Origin of the sequence: Psychrobacter aquimaris, from assembly GCF_016107525.1 — a bacterium.
In the GTDB taxonomy this organism is placed as follows: Bacteria; Pseudomonadota; Gammaproteobacteria; order Pseudomonadales; family Moraxellaceae; genus Psychrobacter; species Psychrobacter aquimaris.
Map to the genome: position 1 here is coordinate 208,217 of NZ_JABASR010000002.1, position 21,271 is coordinate 229,487.

The 21,271-nt window shown below is 41.9% G+C and carries 17 protein-coding genes and 1 pseudogene; 9 read left to right on the top strand and 9 right to left on the bottom strand.

Features of this window, described 5'->3' with window-relative positions:
* The first annotated feature begins 209 nt into the window (after nucleotides 1-209).
* A complete protein-coding gene (locus tag JFC10_RS02890; RefSeq protein ID WP_198331582.1) occupies nucleotides 210-893 on the top strand; it encodes a DUF421 domain-containing protein in 684 nt (227 codons plus the stop codon).
* A gap of 130 nt (nucleotides 894-1,023) precedes the next feature.
* Here the strand turns inward: JFC10_RS02890 and creD are convergent, their stop codons facing one another.
* The 4 genes from creD to pnuC form a co-directional block, all read right to left on the bottom strand.
* On the bottom strand, nucleotides 1,024-2,616 hold the full coding sequence (gene creD, locus JFC10_RS02895) for a cell envelope integrity protein CreD (RefSeq protein ID WP_198331583.1): 1,593 nt from the start codon (nucleotides 2,614-2,616) through the stop codon (nucleotides 1,024-1,026).
* A 145-nt stretch (nucleotides 2,617-2,761) separates the two neighbouring features.
* Nucleotides 2,762-3,286, bottom strand: a complete 525-nt coding sequence (locus JFC10_RS02900) for a TIGR00645 family protein (RefSeq protein WP_198331584.1) — start codon at nucleotides 3,284-3,286, stop codon at nucleotides 2,762-2,764.
* Between the two features lie 63 nt (nucleotides 3,287-3,349).
* Nucleotides 3,350-3,931, bottom strand: a complete 582-nt coding sequence (locus JFC10_RS02905; RefSeq protein WP_198331585.1) for an AAA family ATPase — start codon at nucleotides 3,929-3,931, stop codon at nucleotides 3,350-3,352.
* Entirely contained in the window at nucleotides 3,882-4,643 is a 762-nt protein-coding gene (gene pnuC, locus JFC10_RS02910; protein ID WP_198331586.1) for a nicotinamide riboside transporter PnuC, read from the bottom strand. The genes JFC10_RS02905 and pnuC overlap by 50 nt, the downstream gene beginning before the upstream one ends.
* 296 nt (nucleotides 4,644-4,939) lie before the next feature.
* Between pnuC and JFC10_RS02915 the strand changes: the two genes are divergently transcribed.
* From JFC10_RS02915 to JFC10_RS15140, 6 genes and pseudogenes are all read left to right on the top strand, one after another.
* Nucleotides 4,940-6,085, top strand: coding sequence for a beta-ketoacyl-ACP synthase III (locus JFC10_RS02915; RefSeq protein WP_198331587.1), 1,146 nt, complete (start codon nucleotides 4,940-4,942; stop codon nucleotides 6,083-6,085).
* A 425-nt stretch (nucleotides 6,086-6,510) separates the two neighbouring features.
* Entirely contained in the window at nucleotides 6,511-7,602 is a 1,092-nt protein-coding gene (prfA, locus tag JFC10_RS02920; protein ID WP_193013082.1) for a peptide chain release factor 1, read from the top strand.
* 199 nt (nucleotides 7,603-7,801) lie between these two features.
* Nucleotides 7,802-9,337, top strand: a complete 1,536-nt coding sequence (lysS, locus tag JFC10_RS02925) for a lysine--tRNA ligase (RefSeq protein WP_198331588.1) — start codon at nucleotides 7,802-7,804, stop codon at nucleotides 9,335-9,337.
* Between the two features lie 137 nt (nucleotides 9,338-9,474).
* Entirely contained in the window at nucleotides 9,475-11,421 is a 1,947-nt protein-coding gene (dnaX, locus tag JFC10_RS02930) for a DNA polymerase III subunit gamma/tau (protein ID WP_198331589.1), read from the top strand.
* A 234-nt stretch (nucleotides 11,422-11,655) separates the two neighbouring features.
* Nucleotides 11,656-12,555: a LysR family transcriptional regulator gene (locus tag JFC10_RS02935; RefSeq protein ID WP_198331590.1), complete on the top strand. Its 900-nt coding sequence runs from the start codon at nucleotides 11,656-11,658 to the stop codon at nucleotides 12,553-12,555.
* 453 nt (nucleotides 12,556-13,008) lie between these two features.
* Nucleotides 13,009-13,317, top strand: a pseudogene (locus JFC10_RS15140) (transposase); the annotation flags it as partial.
* 144 nt (nucleotides 13,318-13,461) lie between these two features.
* Here JFC10_RS15140 and JFC10_RS02945 read toward each other — a convergent pair.
* The gene (locus JFC10_RS02945) at nucleotides 13,462-14,493 is read right to left on the bottom strand and encodes an MBL fold metallo-hydrolase (protein ID WP_193013086.1); all 1,032 of its coding nucleotides are present in this window, start codon (nucleotides 14,491-14,493) and stop codon (nucleotides 13,462-13,464) included.
* Nucleotides 14,494-15,085: 592 nt separating this feature from the next.
* Between JFC10_RS02945 and JFC10_RS02950 the strand changes: the two genes are divergently transcribed.
* A complete protein-coding gene (locus JFC10_RS02950; protein ID WP_193013087.1) occupies nucleotides 15,086-15,286 on the top strand; it encodes a transposase in 201 nt (66 codons plus the stop codon).
* A gap of 128 nt (nucleotides 15,287-15,414) precedes the next feature.
* Here the strand turns inward: JFC10_RS02950 and JFC10_RS02955 are convergent, their stop codons facing one another.
* Both JFC10_RS02955 and JFC10_RS02960 read right to left on the bottom strand, forming a co-directional pair.
* Nucleotides 15,415-16,596 (bottom strand): aspartate aminotransferase family protein, encoded by a 1,182-nt coding sequence (locus JFC10_RS02955; protein WP_198331592.1) that lies wholly within the window; start codon nucleotides 16,594-16,596, stop codon nucleotides 15,415-15,417.
* Between the two features lie 47 nt (nucleotides 16,597-16,643).
* Nucleotides 16,644-16,835, bottom strand: a complete 192-nt coding sequence (locus tag JFC10_RS02960) for a DNA gyrase inhibitor YacG (protein WP_193013089.1) — start codon at nucleotides 16,833-16,835, stop codon at nucleotides 16,644-16,646.
* 209 nt (nucleotides 16,836-17,044) lie between these two features.
* On the opposite strand from JFC10_RS02960, the gene JFC10_RS02965 reads away from it, so the two are divergent.
* Complete coding sequence (locus JFC10_RS02965; protein WP_198331593.1) at nucleotides 17,045-17,722, top strand: class I SAM-dependent methyltransferase; 678 nt, start codon at nucleotides 17,045-17,047, stop codon at nucleotides 17,720-17,722.
* 91 nt (nucleotides 17,723-17,813) lie between these two features.
* Here JFC10_RS02965 and JFC10_RS02970 read toward each other — a convergent pair whose 3' ends face one another.
* Nucleotides 17,814-19,208, bottom strand: coding sequence for an ABC1 kinase family protein (locus JFC10_RS02970; RefSeq protein ID WP_198331594.1), 1,395 nt, complete (start codon nucleotides 19,206-19,208; stop codon nucleotides 17,814-17,816).
* 298 nt (nucleotides 19,209-19,506) lie between these two features.
* Nucleotides 19,507-20,835, bottom strand: a complete 1,329-nt coding sequence (purD, locus tag JFC10_RS02975) for a phosphoribosylamine--glycine ligase (RefSeq protein WP_193013099.1) — start codon at nucleotides 20,833-20,835, stop codon at nucleotides 19,507-19,509.
* Between the last annotated feature and the right edge of the window lie 436 nt (nucleotides 20,836-21,271).

Sequence of the window (21,271 nt, forward strand, 5' to 3'; positions counted from 1 at the left end):
CTAGTTGCCAATTGGGAGATTTCTCACAACAGATCATATTTTATTGTACTTGCGGTAAAAAGTATCTTTTAAATTGGACTGATGATAGTTGAATTGACAATGAAGACTGACTACAAAAGTGATGTGTTGTGGGTCACACGCATATTCAGAACGATTGCTTAAATGAATTGTCGTAAATTAAATAAAAATAATAGATAGGAAAAAGTAATATGGATTGGGCAAGTATTTTTATTCATGACACCACTTGGGCATTTGCGCTTGAAATATTAGTGCGCGTCATTGTTATGTTTGTGCTGATTATTTCGTTTTTGCGTTTGACGGGCAAGCGCGGCGTCCGTCAGCTGTCCATCTTTGAGCTGACCATTATTTTATCATTGGGCTCTATCGCAGGTGATCCTATGTTTACCGAGGATTTACCGATTATTCAGGCAGTACTGGTCATGAGCACCGTTATCCTGCTTTATCGATTGTGCACGTGGATCATGATGGAATTCCAACCTTTTGAAGATCTATTAGAAGGGAAATCACTCTATATTGTAGAGGACGGGACGCTAGTACTCGATAAGATTAAAAAGGGCAAGATGTCACATGATGAGTTTTTCGCTGAAATGCGCCAACAAGGGGTCGAGCATCTGGGTCAAGTGCGTACAGGCTTGCTAGAGACAGACGGTAATTTTAGTATATTGTTATACTCACCTGAAAACACTGGCTATGGTATGCCGCTTTTCCCTAAGCAGTATCAACCTGTCGAAGAGATAGAATCAGAAACGTACTATGCATGTATGCATTGCGGCTATGTCGATTACATATCTGACCCCAATCAGCTCTGTGAACGCTGTGAGAATGGATGTCGAGACTGGGCGAAGGCCTTGAATAGTGAGATCATTAGATGATAATGAATGAGATGATAGCTATATTGAATTATCTATGAGTAGATCGAGCGGTCTTATGTTGGCAGTTTTAGCCAATTATACCAACGTAAGACCGCCCTACACTAAACGTTTTTAATATGCCCTAACTGAGTTAGGCAATTTTATACCAATCAATTTTACGCGTCATGACCATCACGCAAGCGAGTAGGACAAAACAGAAGACAGCACCAAGCAATAAATTCATATCTTCGGTGGTTAATATACCGAAAAACGACGCATACAATCCTGCCAGTGTGAAAGTAAAAATCGCCGCTCGCTTGACGCCGCCCAGTACATAATAAGCATACCAACCAATGAGTCCAACACACGCGCTGGCAGCAATGGCATATGCTTTCCAAAAGACAATTTGCTCAGCAAGTGGTAATAGTAAGACATAAAAAACCAACAGCGCACAACCGACCAACAGATATTGAATAGGGTGGATGCGGCTAGATTTAATGACTTCGAATAAGAAGAAAGTGCCGAATGATACTAAGATTAATAATAAGGCATATTTCATCGTTCGTTCAGTTTGTAAATACACGTCATTAGGCTCAGCAAAACTCACACCAAAGCTGTTCAGGCGCACATTTCTATAGCTATCAGGTATGGCATTACCTGCTGCTGTGGCAGCGCCTTCTATTGCTGTAATCACATCATCAGAAGCCATTGACTGGCTATTGCTATCGAGACTGGCTTGACTGGTGACGACACATCGGTTGTTAGCGCTGCTGACACACTGCGACAAATCTTGATTGTTGGCTATTGTTAAATACTGATTTTGCCAACTGGCTTCAAAACCTTTAGCAGTGAGTTTTTTGGCATTGGGAAGTGCCTTGCCAATAAAGTTTGGCGCATGCCAATTACTGCGCATCGTTAAGTTAAAGTTTTGTCCAGTCGGCACGGTGCTTACATTGCTAATACCAGCTAACGGTAAATCAATGACGATTTCTGTACTGGTTAGTGATTCGCTAGCACTGTTCGTAGCAAGGATGGTATTGCCATTCTGCTGGCTCGTTATGTTTTTTACTGAACGCTGTAATATATCTTGCGGAATAGCTACTTCTACATAGGTCAGATTTTTCAGCAGCGCTGTCTGAGGGTAGGTCGCTTTTATCGGTTTGTTATCAATGGTCACCGTTGGCAGAGTCGCAACGCCGCGCAGATCTGATACTGGAATAATCAATTTTGCTGCATTCCAGTGAATGATGGTTTTTTCTGGCTGTGTGTTATTTTTATTGGCGGGTGTACTGACAGAACCTTGTGTGTCACTAGTCGTGCTTGTATTGTCATACAAGCTACTGATGGCTTGATCAAATGTATAGCGTTGGTCAAATGTCAACGCACCATCATAACTGGTCGCATGATAGATGCCACGTTTGTAGGTATCAGTGCTTACTTCAAGATCCTGTATGGCTTGGGTCTGACTGGCAAAGACAATTTCATTTTTTGAGTAGGATAGTGCACACTTACTGGTTGTTTCAGGTGCTGCAACCTGACATTCAGGCGTAATTGTGGTAGGAATGATGATAAATGGAGTGATGACTTCTTGCGGATTGATGTGCTGCTGGGCAATTTCTTTGACCACCGACGCAGCATAATTTTGTCGTTCGTAGATGACCGAGCCAATCATACCGAGACCGATGGCAAAAATAATACAAAGCCCGGCGATGATGGACAATTTAGTCAATAGTGTTTTTTGCATGAAAGCTCCTCATGTGAATCTTTAGTCCAAAACTGTACCTATAACAGTCAGTAGGTTCAAAGAAGAGCATAGAGGAGGAATGAAGAAAAAATATGTAAGAACGATGGAGAGTATGTGGAAAAATAATCCTTAATATTTTCTGGCATCAGTGTTTTTTAGTATCGCCAACCACTTTATCCATGATAGCAAATAATAAGCCAGACAATACAAAAGTCATATGAATGATGACTTTCCACATGAGTTTGTCTGCTTCACCATCACTCAATTCATTAGGAATATCCATAAATGATTTTAAAAGATCAATCGCAGAAATAGCGACGATGGCACCGATGACTTTTAGTTTTAGACCAGAAAAATCTACTTTTCCCATCCAACTAGGTCGATCAACGTGATCACCAGTGTCAATTTTTGAGACAAATATTTCATAGCCACTAAATATGATAATTAATAATAAACTGGCTACTAAGGAGAGATCGACTAACACCAATATATTAACAATGACGTCTGATACAGAAGCGCTAAATACAGTATTAAACATCATGACTGTTTTTTGAATGAATTTTATAAATAATAAAATAATCCCTAAGACCAGCCCTAAATAAAAAGGCGCTAATATCCAGCGGCTGTTAAAGATGGTTTTTTCTAAGTAGCGTTCAAGGTTTTTTAGCATGGACATCTCTTAAGGTTCTGAAAGGTTGTAGGTCACTTACTTATAACGTGGTATAGGGTGAATTTAAGACAGCCATTCGATCACTTGTTGTACTCGCTCGTCTTTATCACCACCTATGCGATGAAACGGCTTTTGGTGACAGGTCAGCTGACTTTCAAAATAAGCACTTATCTCTTCGCGTTGATGTGGGCTATCTCGTAAGTCATCGGCGACCCATGGGATATCAACTTCGGTTAATAGAATCAAATCATAATGATGTGCTAACGCCGCATTGGTGAGCGCTTTAGGGCAATCGCCATAATACCAGTTGGCATAAACCATTAACTCAAACAGACTGGTATCACAAAATAAATAATGGTTGTGATCGGTTTGAGCCGCTTGCTCAGCAAGTTTGTTTTCTAACTCAATTTGACCTTGCGCAATAGGGAGTAAATCCTCCCAAGTGCAAGTCAGGTGTTCTTTATCCCATTTCGTTTGTAGATAGGTGCGCATGTATTCTGGCACCCAAGGGCAACCAAAATGAGCTGCCAAGTCGCGACATAGTGTGGTCTTACCAGTGCTCTCTGCCCCTAGGATAGCGACATTGATGACCGATTTAGGCGTATGCTGCTTTAGGTTGCAAGCGGTAACGTCGTTGCCATTCATAGTAAGCCCAAATTGCGATAAGAGTGAAGACTACGTATTGTAGCGCAGTAAAAGTGAGACCTTTATAAAAGTACAGTGGGACTGAAATAGCATCGGCGATTATCCAGAGTATCCAATGCTCAATTTTGCGCCGCGCCATCAGCCACATCGCCATCAAAAACAGCGCGGTGGTCAGCATATCGGTGTAATCGACCCACGTAAATAAATGCAGACCTAATACTGCGCCATCAAAACTAAAGTTATTATTAATGATTGGTCTGAAGTAATATACCAATGCGACAAAGGCTATAGTCGCTGTGGCCAGTAATGCCAGTATTGGCAAATCTTTTTTATCTAGATGTTCTACGTCAATAGCATTTTGGGCAGCGGTGCCTGCTAACGATTTATTTTGCTGCTGGCCTGTAGGGTTGATATAATCCTGCTGCTTTTTTATTGCTGTGTTTTTTTTATTCTGTGTCCAATTGATCCAGCCATACAGACTCATCACCGTATAATAGGCATTGATAAACATATCGCCAAATAACTGCCATTTCCACAGCAGATAGACAAATATAGCGGTGCTGACTAGCCCTATTGGGAATACCAGAATATTGGTTCTGCTGGCGAGCAAGACACTTGCTACCCCAAATATGACGGCAATAAATTCAAGAGCAATAAAGACAGTGGGATAGTCAGCGTATTGTCCAAATAACCAGTTAAAAATTTCTACCATGAGTATTACCAAGTATGAGCGGGTTTATGTCTCGCAGTTTTATGCGCTCTAATTGTGAACGTGTCGCTACCAAAGTGCGCCAATTATAACGTAGCTGCTCCAAAATGAAGGCAAACTTTGCTTATTTTTCGCAACAAACAGATTATTTGTAACAAAGTATTAGAAAAATAATTATATTCAGGCATAATAAAGGCTCTGATTTTAAGTTTACAGTTATTCACTGAAATCAAACGACTGTTATTTTTCCACTTTTATGCTTATCCCAAGCCCCATAGTAGTAGACAAGGAAGCTTATCATGACGACTTGTATCACAGGCACTGGCCTGTATATTCCGCCTTATAGCATCAGTAATGAAGAGCTAGTAGATTCATTTAATAAGTATGTTGAGAATTATAATGCAAAGCATGCTGACGAGATAGCAGCAGGAACTTTGACTGCCCTAGAGCCTTCTTCAGCAGCCTTTATCGAAAAAGTATCTGGTATCAAATCACGTTATGTGATGGAAAAGGATGGTATTTTAGATCCTGAAATCATGGCACCAGTGATTCCTTATCGTCATTTAGGTGAAGAGCTGTCTATTATGGCAGAAATGGGTACTGCAGCTTTGAAAGACGCGCTAGCAGATGCGGGACTTGAAGCCAATGACCTAGATGGTATTATCCTTGCCTGTTCAAACTTTCAGCGTACTTATCCTGCGGTCGCTATCGAGATTCAAAATGCAATCGGTATGATTGGCGGTTTTGCTTATGATATGAACGTCGCTTGTAGTGCCGCGACTTTTGGTCTGTCGCAAGCACACGGTTCTATCGTTTCTGGTCTGGCTAAGCGCATCGCTGTGGTCAACGTTGAGATTACTTCAGCGCATCTGAACTGGCGTAACCGTGACAGCCACTTTATCTTTGGTGATGTCGCAACAGCATCTATCGTCGAAGAGCTAGACACGCCAAAAGGTTATGAGATTCTTAACTCTAAGCTATTTACCCAGTTTTCGACCAATATCAAAAACGAATACGGCTTTATGGATCGCTCAGAATTCTTAGCGGCACAGACTGAGATGTATCCAGACATCAAAGAGCCAGTCACCGACAAGCTCTTCTTACAAAATGGTCGAAAAGTGTTCCGTGAAGTCTGTCCAAAGGTTTCAGAAGTCATCAGCGAGCATTTACAAGAAAACGATATCCCAACATCTGACGTTAAGATGATGTGGTTGCACCAAGCCAACGCCAATATGTTGGATTTAATCCTACGTACTGTCATTGGTAAAGACGCCGATAAAGCCATCGTGCCAAGTGTCATTGCTGAATTTGCTAACACCAGTTCAGCCAGTCCGATGATTGTTTTCCATCGCTATAAAGATGAGCTAGCATCAGGTGATTTGGGTGTTATTTGTTCATTTGGCGCTGGTTACTCTATCGGTTCAGTATTGGTACGTAAGGTTTAATTTCTAAAGTAAAATCTGTTACTAGGTCGTGTCCTCAATTCAATCGATTATTGTCTAAATGGGCTAAAAATGGCTAAATTTTGCCAAACGTTGTCAAATAACTAGGTAATATCTCGATATTATCTGCGCTATTTTCCTTGTTTGACTGCTATTTATCTCATTTTTATCACCATTTTTAAAATGAGGACACGCCCTAATAAAAAATAGCTAAGAGCAATCTTAGCTATTTTTTTGTCTGTTATTTTTGTTATGAACACTCAATCGCATTATTTGAGCAATATATTATTCAAGAATGAAGCGCTATTTGAGAATATAACGGGCAGAATGCTTAGAATATCGACAAGAATGCTTAGAGGTTTTAATTTACCCCGAAAAATTTGCTATAATCACGGTCTTATTCCTCTCATCCAATTAAAAGTCCTTTTATGAAAGAATCCTTACGCCTGCGTTTAGACCAGATGGTAGACCGTTATGAAGAGGTCACCGCCTTATTATCAGATCCTAGTGTCATCAGCGATAATAATAAATTCCGTGAACTGTCTGTCGAGCACAGCGACTTGATGGATATCACTACTTTATGGCAGAACTATGTGCGTGCAGAGACGGATCAGGCTGATGCCGAGGCGATGTTAAAAGAAGCCTCAGATCCTGACATGAAAGAGATGATGCAAGAAGAGATTGATAACGCCCGCGAGACCATCGTAGAGATGGAAGAGGCGCTCAACGTCATGATGCTACCAAAAGATCCGAATGATAAAGTGCCTGCTTTCTTGGAAATTCGAGCGGGTACAGGTGGCGATGAAGCCGCAATTTTCTCTGGTGACTTGTTCCGAATGTACCAAAAGTACGCGCAGACACAAGGCTGGACAGTGGAAGTGCTGTCGGCAAGTGAAGGCGAGCATGGCGGTTATAAAGAAATCATCACTCGCGTATCAGGCAACAGCGTGTATGGTCGCTTAAAGTTTGAATCAGGCGTACACCGTGTGCAGCGCGTGCCTGAAACCGAAAGCCAAGGTCGCGTGCATACGTCAGCTTGTACCGTTGCGGTCATGCCTGAGGTTGAGATTGATGATACAGTGGATCTAAATCCAGCTGATATCCGCTTTGATACCTTTCGTTCAAGTGGTGCCGGTGGTCAGCACGTTAACACTACTGACTCAGCAGTACGTTTGACACACATTCCAACGGGTACCGTGGTAGAGTGTCAACAAGAGCGTAGCCAGCACAAAAACCGTGCGCAAGCGATGAAAATGCTGATTTCAAAGATTCAGCAAGTCAAAGTACAGGCTCAAGTTGATGCAGCAGATACTATCCGTAGAGACTTGGTGGGTAGTGGCGATCGTTCAGAACGCATTCGCACTTATAATTTCCCACAAGGTCGTATGACCGATCACCGTATCAACCTGACGTTATACAAGCTTGATGCCATTATGGAAGGCGACTTGGATGAGATTCTTGATGCACTGTTACGTGAGCATCAAGCTGATTTGATGGCCAGTATTGGCGGTGGTGATTAGTAACCATCAGTATATTAATGACTAGAGGCTCAATAACTGGTCGTGAATCATTAATTCATAAAAGCGTGACACTGTCTATATGACAGTGTCTGTTTGTTTATAGCTGTTTTTTTACGGCTATCGACTATGATAATAAGTATAGATTTAATTTTGCAGTTTTCGTTTATTCTTTTAATTACCTAATAATATTGAGAGTGTTATGTCAAAGCACAATAATCAGAACCCAGACCAAACCCCAGTTGTAGAAGACGCTAACGAGCTGATTGCGCAGTTACAAGCCAAGCTAGACGATATCAGTGCTTCAGGCAAACAGCCGTATCCAAATACGTTTAAACGTACTGATTATGCGCAAGATTTGCAAACAGCCTTTGACGGCGTCTCAAAACAAGAAATTGAAGAAAAAGCGGCGAATGGTGAAAAAACACAGGTCAACGTGGCAGGTCGCGTCATGCTGAACCGTGGTGCCTTTATTGTTATTCAAGACATGACGGGTCGCATTCAGTTATATGTTGCACGCAAAGAGTTGGACCCAGAGACGTTGGCGACCATTAAATCACTAGATTTGGGTGATATTGTTGGCGTATCAGGCTATATCGGTCGCTCAGGCAAAGGCGATTTATATGTGCATATCGAAGAGTTTCAGTTGTTGACTAAAGCGCTACGTCCAATGCCAAACAAGTTTCATGGCTTAGCCGATGTGGAAGCGCGCTATCGTAATCGTCATCTTGATTTGATGACCAATGAGACGACTCGTGATACCTTTATGATTCGCAGTCAAGTCATTAGTGGTATTCGCAAGTTTATGTTAAATGAGCGCTTCATGGAAGTTGAGACACCGATGATGCATCCTATCCCAGGTGGTGCGGTGGCGCGTCCATTTGTGACCCATCATAACGCTCTAGATATGCCTTTATATTTGCGTATCGCGCCTGAGCTTTACTTGAAGCGCTTAGTCGTTGGTGGTTTTGAAAGAGTGTTTGAGATTAACCGCAGCTTCCGTAATGAAGGCGTATCAACTCGCCATAATCCTGAATTTACCATGATTGAGTTTTATCAAGCGTATGCTGATTATCATGACTTGATGGATTTGACCGAACGCTTATTTAATGAATTGGCGATGGATATTTTAGGCACGACTGAGATTACTTATCAAGAAGAAGCCATCAGTTTGAAAGCGCCATTCATACGTTTATCTATGTCTGATGCGATTGCAAAATATGCCGAAAATTTCGATATGACACGTATCAATGACCGTGAGTATCTGGCAGAGTACGCCTCGACGACGCTTAAACAGCAAGTGAAAGATGTGTTTGGGGTGGGTAAACTACAGACCATTATCTTTGAAGAAACTGCTGAGCACCAATTGCGTCAGCCAACTTTTATCACTGAATATCCAGCTGAAACTTCACCACTGGCACGCCGTAGTGATGACAATCCTGAAATTACCGATCGTTTTGAGCTGTTCATCGGTGGTCGTGAACTGGCCAACGGTTTTAGTGAGCTTAATGATCCCGCTGATCAGGCAGAACGCTTCCGTGGGCAAGTCGCTGAAAAAGACGCTGGTGATGATGAAGCCATGCATTTTGATGAAGAGTATATCGAAGCCTTGTCTTACGGCTTACCACCAACCGCAGGTGAAGGTATCGGTATTGACCGTTTAGTGATGTTGTTTACCGATTCGGCTAGTATCCGTGATGTGATTTTATTCCCGCATATGCGCCGTAAAGTTGACTAATGACTCATTAGTACTTAATCAAAGTCGCTTATCGAATCAGTAAGAAGCCAGACGAATGCGCTGGCTTTTTGCTATAATAAATATCGAAAAATAGTATTCAAAATAAGCACTCTAACTACTTGGCACAATGGATAGCTATGTCGCAGCAATATCAAGTTTTAGCTCGCAAATACCGCCCCAAAAACTTTCATGAGTTGATTGGGCAAACGCATGTTTCTCAAGCATTGATTAATGCGATTGATTATAACCGTCTGCATCACGCTTACCTCTTTACGGGCACACGCGGTGTGGGTAAGACGACGATTGCGCGTATCTTATCTAAATGTTTGAACTGCGATACAGGTATCACTAGTACGCCTTGTGGTGTGTGTGATAACTGCGTGGCCATCGATCAAGGGCGATTCATCGATCTTATCGAGATTGATGCGGCATCCCGTACCAAAGTAGAAGACACCCGCGAGTTGCTGGATAATGTGCCTTATGCGCCAAGCCAAGGTCGTTATAAAGTGTACCTGATTGATGAAGTACATATGTTGTCCACACACAGTTTTAATGCGCTTCTTAAAACTTTGGAAGAACCACCTGAGCATGTAAAATTCTTACTTGCCACGACTGATCCACAAAAATTGCCGATTACCATTATTTCGCGCTGTTTACAGTTCGTACTACGTCCATTGCCGCAAACGCTACTCAGCGAGCATCTAGCAAATATCCTGACCCAAGAGAAAGTAGGCTATACGCAGCCTGCACTCTGGCAGTTGGCTAGTGCTGCGAAAGGTTCAGTACGTGATGCGTTGTCACTGACAGATCAGGCCATTGCTTTTGGTCAAGGTGCGCTCGATGATGTCACTGTAAACGCCATGCTTGGCTTGATTGATGCGGCTGATTTGGTCAGTTTAATTACTGATATCTATAATCATGATAAGCCTGCTGTCGCGGCTCATATAGAGCAGATGCGCGCGCAAATGGTTGATGCGACGAGTATGTTTGATGGTCTTACTGAGTTACTGCATCAATTGGCATTGACCCAGCTGCTTCCTGAAGTGGCATTAAATGTGAATGAGGCACAGGCACAAGATATTAACACGCTTGCGCAGCATATGAGCCCAGACGTCCTGCAACTGTATTATGAAATTGTCGTGCAAGCACGTGAAGGTGTTAAGCTTGCCAGCACACCGATGCAGGCGCTGGAAATGTGCATTTTACGCCTGCTGGCATTTCGTCCGTTGCCAGTCGATGAGATATTAAATCATACTTATGCTGGCTCTGTATCATCTGAAATGCCAGCTATAGAAGATGTGACCGCTACACGTTCTACACAGTCATCAACTAGCCACTCGGCTTCCGCACCACCATTACAGTCTTATGATGTTGATTATCAAGCACGAGATAATGATCATTTGCAAGTCGAGAGCTATAACAATATTGAATCAAGTTTGGCTCAAAATGATGAGAAAAATCATGATGTCTTAGTTACTAACCCTGAACCCGTTGTTGAGCCTGAACCCGTTGTTGAGCCTGAACCCGTTGTTGAGCCTGAACCCGTTGTTGAGCCTGAACCCGTTGTTGAGCCTGAACCCGTTGTTGAGCCTGAACCCGTTGTTGAGCCTGATGCAAATAATTCTCAGTTAACAACGCAACTTGATGATCCACGTACTTTACTGCGTTGCCCACCGCAAGAACTGCTAGGTGAGTGGACACCAGAAAAATGGGACTACTGGCTACAAACGGCTCGCGAAGCGGAGATCTTGGCTCAAGACGAATTGGCACTTGCGCGTCAAGGCATGATGACGGGCTTATGTGATGGCAAGGCAATATTTATAACCAGTGTAGATAGTCGGCATTTACAAACTACGTTTCAGCAATTGGCGGCTAAACTGCAACAGCAGTTCACCCAAGCAGAAATTGACTTACAAATCGATGGTAGCGTCATGCAAGCAGAGGATAAAACGCCTGAGCGTCGCCAACAAAAGCGCTTGGTGCAAGCGAAAACGGTTGCAGAAGCAAGACTGCTTGCTACGCCTGTGATGCAGTATTTGAATGAGCGCGGTGAAGGAAAAATGGGTAAGGTTCAGTTGTATTAAACAGTCAGAAAAACTGTTGTTAAAATTATTTAAAAGTCTATATAGTTGTTAAACGCAAATTTTATATAAGATATCAAGGCGATGTTGTACTATCGCCTTGATATTTTTGTTTTTATTGCAGATTAAATGGGCTTTCTCAAACACGAGAGAAATATTTAATAACGATAAGATGAATCAAGATTCGTTATAATGGTTAAGTTATATTAAAAACTGAAATGAAGTTTAGGTGAGAATATGTTGGATAATTTACGCGGTATGGCTGTGTTCGCCAGTGTGGTTGGACATGGCTCTTTTAGTGGTTCTGCTCGTGAGCTTGGCATTACAACCAGTGCAGTCAGTCAGCAAATCCGCTCATTAGAAAATGAGCTGGGCGTCGTGCTATTACACCGCTCAACTCGTAAGCTGAGCTTAACAGAAGCTGGCGAAAGCTTTTATGAAGCCGCAAAGGATGTGGTAAGTGCTGCTGAACAAGGCCGGATTAAGGTCAATCAGTTGCGTGATGAGTTGGCAGGAAGCTTACGAGTGGCGACAACACCAGAGCTTGGCGTTAATCATATTTTGCCTGCACTCTCTACGTGGATGGCGGCACATGATGATCTTAGCATTACCTATCTGGCAGACAACCACTATATTGACATGATTGATGAGCGGATCGATATTGCGATTCGTATGAGTCCATCGATTAATGACTCGAGCCTAAGCAGTCATCCCTTGACTGATGTGCGCCAAATGCTGGTTGCTTCACCGCAGTACCTACGCCAGCATACCAAACTGCAAACACCTAAAGATTTGGCTGATCATCAGCTGATTTGTATTGAAATCATGAAAGATGCAAATCAAATTGATCTCATTCAGACAGAAACAGGTAAAAAAACGCGCACGAAAATGAATTCACGCATTTATACCAATAATGTCTTTATGGCGACCACCTTGGCAAAAGAAGGTCATGGCTTGGTTAGAGTGATGGAAATGGACATTAAAAAAGAGCTTGAAAATGGTGATTTGGTCGAAGTGTTGACTGGTTATCAATTGCCAAGTTTTGTACTATATGCGGTTACCTTAAATCGTGATCAACAGCCAGCTAAAATCACTCGCTGTTTAGAGGTGCTAAAAAAGTACTTTCATGCCAATTAGGGCTTATCATCAATTAAGCCCGCCCATGCAAGAAATCAGATGAATTGCCTAATGCATCTGTACGAGGAGATATGTTAGTTGTCGGCCCATCTTTACTGCGATCGATAGCTTGTTCCCTTTTTTTCTTCTCAATCGTCAAAACGGTTGAGAAGAAAAAACGATTATGGGCATTTTAGATATTATGATCTTATTGACTAATAATCTAACAAATAGTCTTCTGACGCATCGTTCATTATATCTTGATGGTTACCGTCGGTCTTTCTAGCTTTATTTTGGAATCTCGCAGTGATGCTAGTGCGCACGATATTTACACTGATAGTGGGATGATTTGCTACCACGATGGAGCTTAGATAGAAGACCATCTAGGCTAATCCAAATATGAGAAAGCCGACAAATCAAATAAGTGCACTGTTTACCCTAATGCTAAGGTTCAGCTATTTATCGTACATATATTGGCATAGTAACTGGGAAGGCTTAATGCTGCTCTATGGTTATCCTAAAGGTATGACAAAAGTCATTTATATCACTAATACTATTGAGCCTTTAAGTAACGTTATCCGTACTATGGTGAACAAGCGTAAGATGTTTCCGTCTGATCAAGCTGCGTTTAAAGTAGTGTACTTAGCAACCTAGCAGGCTTTCAAAACCTGCTCGATGCTAATCCGTAACTGGATGTCTGCTCTGAATCGCTTTATGACAGTTTTTAATGATGGTTTCATCAGGTACTTAATCTCAATGGCAGTTACACAGAATTCAAGATAATTTCCTATGCTGCTACGATTCAAGCTTGAACAGTCCAATCACTTCAACAGTATTAGATAAATTAAGATCATCATCTGAAAGCATCGCCAATCTTTGCAAGTTTGCTTTTTGCTCAGCTTTTAAAGACGGCAACGCATTTGCTCTTTAATAACGATAAATATCTATGCCTTTGGCTGTAATAGAAAAGCTCATCAAATCTTCTCCTACAACTAATGGCCCCTTGTAATTCTCTCTAGTTCGTTCAATAAGTTGCTCATTTGGAATCCCAATATATTTTGGTGACGTACCATTCACAATATGACTGTATACTGCCATTTTCGGTTTTGTTTTAGTGAAGATTTCTCCAGCTTGGCGTGGATTGGTATGGTGTGCATATACCTGTGGCAACGCATTGATATCTTCAAACTCTGCTACTTCATGAACCAATAAATCAACGTCTTTACCATATTTAAGTACATTGGGAGTTGGGATAGTATCTCCACTTAATAAAACAGAACGGCCCGCATAGTCAATACGGAATCCCACAGCTGGCTGTATGGCTCCGCTGTGATCATGCTGAACATCAAAAGCAGTTATGCGCACACCGTTGTTATCAAATACAACGCTATTGGTGTCAAACTCATGAGCCACCATGTTAGTAGTTGCTTCTTTAAGTTCGCCATCAGCGACACGTACTCTGATGTCATCTGCATGAGCCAGTTTTAAACCATCGACTAATGAATGTATGCCTTTAGGTCCATACACGTTAAAACTTCCCTCTCTACCGCCAAAAGCTGGTATATAACCTGTCATCCATAAATCACTTAAGCTATTTACATGATCTGAGTGATAATGGGTGAGAAATACGCCATCAATCTTACCAAGTGGCACACCTGCTTGCGTTAATCGGACTACATTGCCGCGACCAGCATCAAATACAAAGTTATAACCGTTGGCTTGCACAAGCGTTGACATGCCGTAACGGCTTGTACTTGGAACAGGACTTCCAGTACCAAGTAACGTGACGCGTATTTCATTAGGTGAAGGAGCTAGTCTAGCTGGATGCGTACTAGGTTTATGTAGATAATCTAAATTGGTTGCTAGCTTAGTAACTTTGGGTTCAATAGAACTACAGGCTGTTAATAAAGACGCCAATACTATAGTTGATAAAACCGTTTTAACGTTAATACGATTCATGATCCATCCTTACATTCTTGAGTTACTTTCATTAGGGTATGTTGAAAATTTGCTATGAAATAATGAGGTAGGAGTGAACAAGAAGTATTCCTGTCTCCAGGATGTCCCTCAAAGCTGGCTGTTTAGTCACTATTATTTAGAATTTAAATAGTTAAACCACTTCAGAGTTAAAATGTATTCAATTGATAGAAGAGAAATAAAAGTTACACGATATTTCTATAACTCTACACATATAAACTTAGTTCATACAATTTAACCCAAGGTAAACATTTTAGTTATACGTGTCCAACACCTATTCAATAATAAACTATACCTTTTAGGTATTATTGGGCTTAATACCAATTAGCACTGTTATAAAAAAAGGGAGCAAGCCATCGGTTATAGTAAAGTTGGGCTGCCAACTAAAATACCTCCTTGTGTAGATACATTAGGAAAATCTCCTAGCTTTTATCTGATGTGTCGTGTAGCTCATGACATCGTGTGATTCATCTGAACCATACGATGTCAGTATTAGCCAAACTTAGCTTGTCCATTTCATAAGGCTTACGATGCTGAGGCCCGTGTCATTGAGATGATTGAAGCAGTAAAAGAAATGCAATCCGTCATACCATCGAAGCGTCACCGACTGCAGAGAAGAGACTTTAATAAAGCACGCTATAAAGAACAGCATTTAATCGAGAACTTCTTTGCAAAGATTAAGCAGTACCGTACGATTGCTACTCGTTATGACAAGTTAGCTCGTCATTTGTTCAAGGCATTTCATTTGGTTGCTTGCGCGGGGTGGCGTGATTGATAATACGTTTGAGATGAAATTTACATAACGCGCTATAAAAATTAGGTTAAAGCCTCCGAAAGCAAAAAAGCCTATAGACATATTATCTATAGGCTTTTTGCGTGTTAGCGTTTGATTTAAACAATCATTTAAAATGATGGCTTTAGTAAGTCAATCAAACGCTCAGCCACTTGTGTGCTTTCATCACGACTCATATTAAGCGGTGGTAGTAAGCGCACAACATGTCCACCAGTGACATTAATAATTAGCTTTTGCTCATCACGCGCACGATCAACTAGCTGACTACAGTCCATGTTTTCAGGCAAAGCGATACCAATCATCATACCTGCACCACGACTGCTGACGCCGTATTGTCCTAGTGTATCGACTAGCATTTCTCGAATAAACAGCCCTTCGGTAACGGCATTAGTCATGATATCACTGTTAGCCAATACGTCATATACGCTATGTACCACACGACTGGCCAGCGGCGTACCGCCATAAGTAGAGCCATGACTACCTGCACCAAACAGGCCATTAGCACGCCCACGTACCATGCATGCACCTACTGGAAAACCGTTACCCAAGCCCTTAGCTGTCGTCAATACATCAGGACGCGCATTACTATGTTGATAAGCGAAGTATTTACCCGTACGGCCATTACCTGTCTGTACTTCATCCAACATAAATAGCCAGTTATGGGCTTCACACTCTGCCTGTAGTTCTTCAAGATACGTAAATCCGTTGGCAGCAGTATTTAAACCACCTTCACCTTGAATAGGCTCTACAAAGATGGCGCAAATTTCATCATGATCTTGCGCGGCTTGCTGAATCGCGGCAATATCGCCAAAGGGTACACGGATAAAATCCTCATCTAATGTATAAAACCCTTCACGGGCTTTTGGATTGGCAGTGGCTGACAGTGACAGTAACGTACGACCATGGAATGACTGCTCCATAACGATGACTTTTGGGCGTTTAAAACCTTGCTGATGTGCATACAACCGTGCAAGTTTGAGCGCCGCTTCGTTCGCTTCAGCACCACTATTAGCAAAGAACACACTGTCCATTTGGGCAGCTGTACATAGCACTTCACCCGCACGCTCTTGCCAGTCGATACCGAATAAATTACTGGTATGTATTAAAGTCGCTGCTTGCTGTTGAATGGCATCAGTCACTTGCGGGTGGCAATGCCCTAAGCCGCATACAGCAATACCAGTCAGTGCATCTAAATAAGGCGTCTCATCTTTGGTGTATAGCCAACTGCCTGAACCGCGTGTAAAGCTGATGGGTTGACGGTTATAAGTGGGCATCAGATAAGTAGCAGACATATAAAACATCCTTAAGATGATAAGTTAGTTAAAAGAGAGGGTGTTTATTATAGCTCGTCAGAAAAAGGCGTGGTTTCAGCAGGCAAGGTATAGTCTTCATTTGCCCATGCACCTAAGTCAATAAGTTTGCATTGACTGCTACAAAACGGTTTGTATTTATTGTCTTGCCATGCTGTTTTAGTACCACAACGTGGGCAAGGATAGGTTTTAGGAGAAGTGTTGGGGGTAGATTCAGTCATGATAAGGGTGAGAGTATCCTCGATTTATTTGTATGATTAACATCATTAGCGAGCGGCAGTCGGTCATTGTATCTATTCTCGTCTCGTATGCGCTTGATAGACTACGATAGCGTATTACTCGCTGTCGCTATATTACTATTGAAGTGGATTGGCTATATAATAGCATGCGCCCGAATAATGGCAAAAGACAAATACTTTAAGGATAGTAGATGACGGATAATATTGAGTTTACGCATCAGCAACAGCGTGCATTTCAACCAGAAAAGCTTTCGGCACCACGTGATTTTATTGTGCCAAACATCATTCACGACAATAAAAGTAGTATCCCTTTGATATTAGAAATTGGTGCAGGGAAGGGCAAGCATGCGCTTGGTTTTGCCGAAAAAAATACCGATAAGCATTTGATTGCAATTGAACGTACACGTAATAAATTCGACGCTTTTGCCAAACTGGCAGTGCTACAAGATTCACCTAATTTAAATGCCATTCATGCTGATGCGATTGCATGGATTGTGCATGCCATTAAACCCAATAGTGTCAGTAAGATTTTCATTCTGTACCCCAATCCTGAACAGCACAACCCCAACCAGCAATGGCTAAACATGCCTTTCTTCGAGTTTCTATTGTCACGCTTGCACGTAGGTGGAGAGGTGGTACTAGTAACCAACATAGAAACCTATATGAATAATGCAGAACAGCAAGCAACTGAGACATGGTCGTTACCTAATGAGCGCTATCAAGTCGCTGATGACAGTCAGCGCACGCATTTTGAAATAAAGTATTTAGCTCGTGGAGAAGTATGCTGGGAGCTTAATATGCGTAAGCCAGAAGGTTATAAAACCAGATTTGACGAATGGCAGGCCGAGACTGTGAATCAAGTTAAATAGCCTAAGCAAATAAAATAATAAAAAATAAAACCGCCACAAAAAGGCGGTTCAAAAATTACTTACTATTAAAGAATATTTGCTTCAATTAAGACTATAAATAAGGTTTTACTAAGGTATCCGAATCAGTATAAGCATCAAGCACCGTTAGAAAAGTATAAGCACCAATAAATTTTCGACTAATAAACATAAACTCTTTTGGTGGTAAATTGAACTCAAAAGACTGCATTGCTTTTGTAGCTTGTGTTGAAAGGCGAGAGTGAAGTTTACTATTAGCCCAAATATAACGGTCATCCTTATCTAGACAGTCGGCAGGAATGTCAGGGTTAGTCGCCGGATCGCTAAAAGGTTCAGTTGCCAATAAAAATAGCGCCGCCATATCAGAGCGTACTTTATCGCTCATACTATCAAAGAAATCATAACCCGTCATCGCAAGCATCATCGCCTGATGGTCATGGCGGTAGCCAGCTTTTAGTAAGCCATGCGCAATGGTTAAAAGGTTATTATCAAATTGACGAATAGCACCAAAATCTAGTAATACCAATTTGTCGATATCATCTTCATTTTCACTGACACGAACCAGATAATTACCGAAGTTGGGATCTGTCTGCATTTCACCCCACACAAAAATCTCTTGCATCATGATTTCGATGGCCGCCTGACCAATAGCGTTACGACGCTCATGAGGTAATAATTGTAATGCCTCAGAAACTACGGTAATACCTGGCTCATAAGACATACAGAGTAGGCGCTTTTTGGAATAAGTACGATTAATCTTGGGAACCACATAACGCGGATCTTTACTCAAGCGTTCATAAAAGCGTTCTGTCGTCGCGGCTTCAGCTTCGTAGTCCACCTCATGGTGGAGTAGGTCACGTATTTCTTCAAACCAAGCATCTAGCGAACGGGTCTGCGGAACGATATTACTAACTTTTAATAATTGCTTAAATAAAGCAAGGTCCGAGTTGATTGCATCAGCAACACCTGGATATTGAATTTTTAGTACAACTTGCTCGCCAGTCGCAATCACTGTGGCGCGATGAACTTGGGCGAGAGACGCAGTACCTATAGGAACCGTATCGACATCCAATTCACTTAATTTTTCACCCAGTAATTGCTGCAGGGTTTGTTGCATGGTTGACCATGATAATGTAGCGGTATCATCATTTAGCGTTTGCAAGGCACGTGTGATTTCTGGTGGTAAAATATGTTCGCCATAAATTGCTAACATTTGACCGATTTTAACGACCGAACCTTTTAGCTTACCTAGCTCTTCTGCGAGGTAGTTTGCTTGGGCCTCCATAAACACTTGGTTACGTGCTGTACGTGCTTCTTTATTTAAGAACATACCAGACACACTATTACCCGCCCAACGGCGACCAATATTTAAGGAGGTTTTGGCAATCGACATTCGACGATCGAACCCTGAGGTTTTTAAGTTATCGATTGATTGCTTATTGCTAGAAGGTTTAGACGTATCATTTGCCATAAATATAATCATTCATCCAGTTGGTATTGATTTGTGGGTTCAAAACCTACAATACAAGGGAGATGCGATGTACGGGTACAAAATTGTATCATATAAAGCACATTTGGTTGATGAGCCTAAGCTTGCCAATAGCAGTTACTTTGTAAGACGCAGTATATATTTTCAGATTATAATCTTTGTAAAATGGATATCAAAAAATAAGACCTAGCGTGATGCTAGGTCGAATCATATAAGCTAAGAATCATTTGGTGTATTAGACTAAGGCTGGGAACAGCTCTAGCCTGATTTCTATTGGTTTCTAACTGTTTTCACGAGCAATGGCATGATGACCAATATCACGGCGATACTGTGCACCATCAAAACTAATAGCACCCGTTACTGCAAGTGCGGCTTGCTGAGCGTCTGAGATGCTATCTGCAAGAGCCGTCACGCATAAGACACGTCCGCCATTCGTCACCACTTCTTTTTCGCTGTCTATAGCATCGCTGTCAGAAAAGGCTGTGCCAGCATGGAAGACTTTGACAGCGTTGTCATTATTGGCATCTAGCTCTGGCAAGCCAGCAATCACATCACCTTTGGATGATGTTTCAGGATAGCCTTTGGAAGCAATGACAATACCGAGGGCAGGGCGGCTGTCCCATTGCGCATCACTAGGCAACTGTCCTGCTAGACCTTGTGCAACCAAATCTACCATTGATGATTGTAAACGCATTAAAATAGGCTGAGTTTCTGGATCACCAAAACGGCAGTTAAATTCGATAACATAGGGGTCTCCGGCAGCATCAATCATAAGACCTGCATATAAAAATCCCGTATAAGGGTGACCCGCATTATTCATTGCATCAACCACTGGCTGGATGACTTGGGTCATGACTTTTTCATGGACATCTTGAGTGACAACTGGGGCAGGAGAGTAAGCGCCCATACCGCCTGTGTTCGGGCCTGTATCGCCTTCAAAAGCACGTTTATGGTCTTGGCTTGTTGCCATCGGTAAGATATTTTTACCATCAATCATACAAATAAAACTGGCTTCTTCGCCTTGCAAAAACTGCTCAATCACCACGCGGCTGCCTGCATCACCGAATTTATTGTCGGCAAGCATATCATCGATGGCCTCATGTGCTTGTTCGATAGTTTCCGCAACGATGACTCCTTTACCAGCGGCAAGGCCATCGGCTTTGATAACGATTGGTGCGCCATGTTCATCGATATAAGCTTTGGCAGCCACAGCTTCAGTAAAACCTTTATAGGCTGCTGTAGGGATATTGTTTTGCTCCATAAATTCTTTGGCGAAGGTTTTGGAGCCTTCTAACTGCGCACAGTATGCTGTTGGTCCCCACGCTTTAATACCAGCATCACGGCAGGCATCAACGATACCAGTGACCAAAGGCGCTTCTGGCCCGACGATGACCATATCAATGGCATTGTCTTGGCAAAACGCGATGATTGCACTATGTTCACTAGCATTCTCGTCTGCAGATTCTAAGACGACGTTTTGGCATTTAGGTTCAAGCGCTGTACCAGCATTACCAGGCGCGACGTAGACATTATTGACTTTATCGTCTTTTGCACACTGCCATGCTAACGCGTGTTCGCGACCACCTGAACCAATCACCAAAATATTCATCATACGTCTTGCCCTTAGCATTAAAGTTAATTATGAGTTAGCCACACACTCTCAAATATACTGGCATATTCTAACAAAAAAGTCGTACCGATTGCCATGAGTATCCACTCGCCAGCAATTAATCGTCAAGAAAGAGTAAAACCTGTCTCATGAGTAAATGTTATCGACATGTTGCTGATTCATGAAATGATGTTGTACGCTTTAGCTGGCACGCTATGTACGTTACACTTCACTAAATTAATGGTATTAGATCCCGATTGCGACATATTCCTAAAAATAAGGGTGAAAAAAGGAGAGAAACTTAAAATATCAAGAAAAAAACAGAATAAATTGCGTAAATGGATATACTGCTCCGCAGCACCAATAATGTTCCATATATTTATGCGGTGCCATTAGTTAGTACGAATTAATAAACTTAAATAAATGATAAATCAAA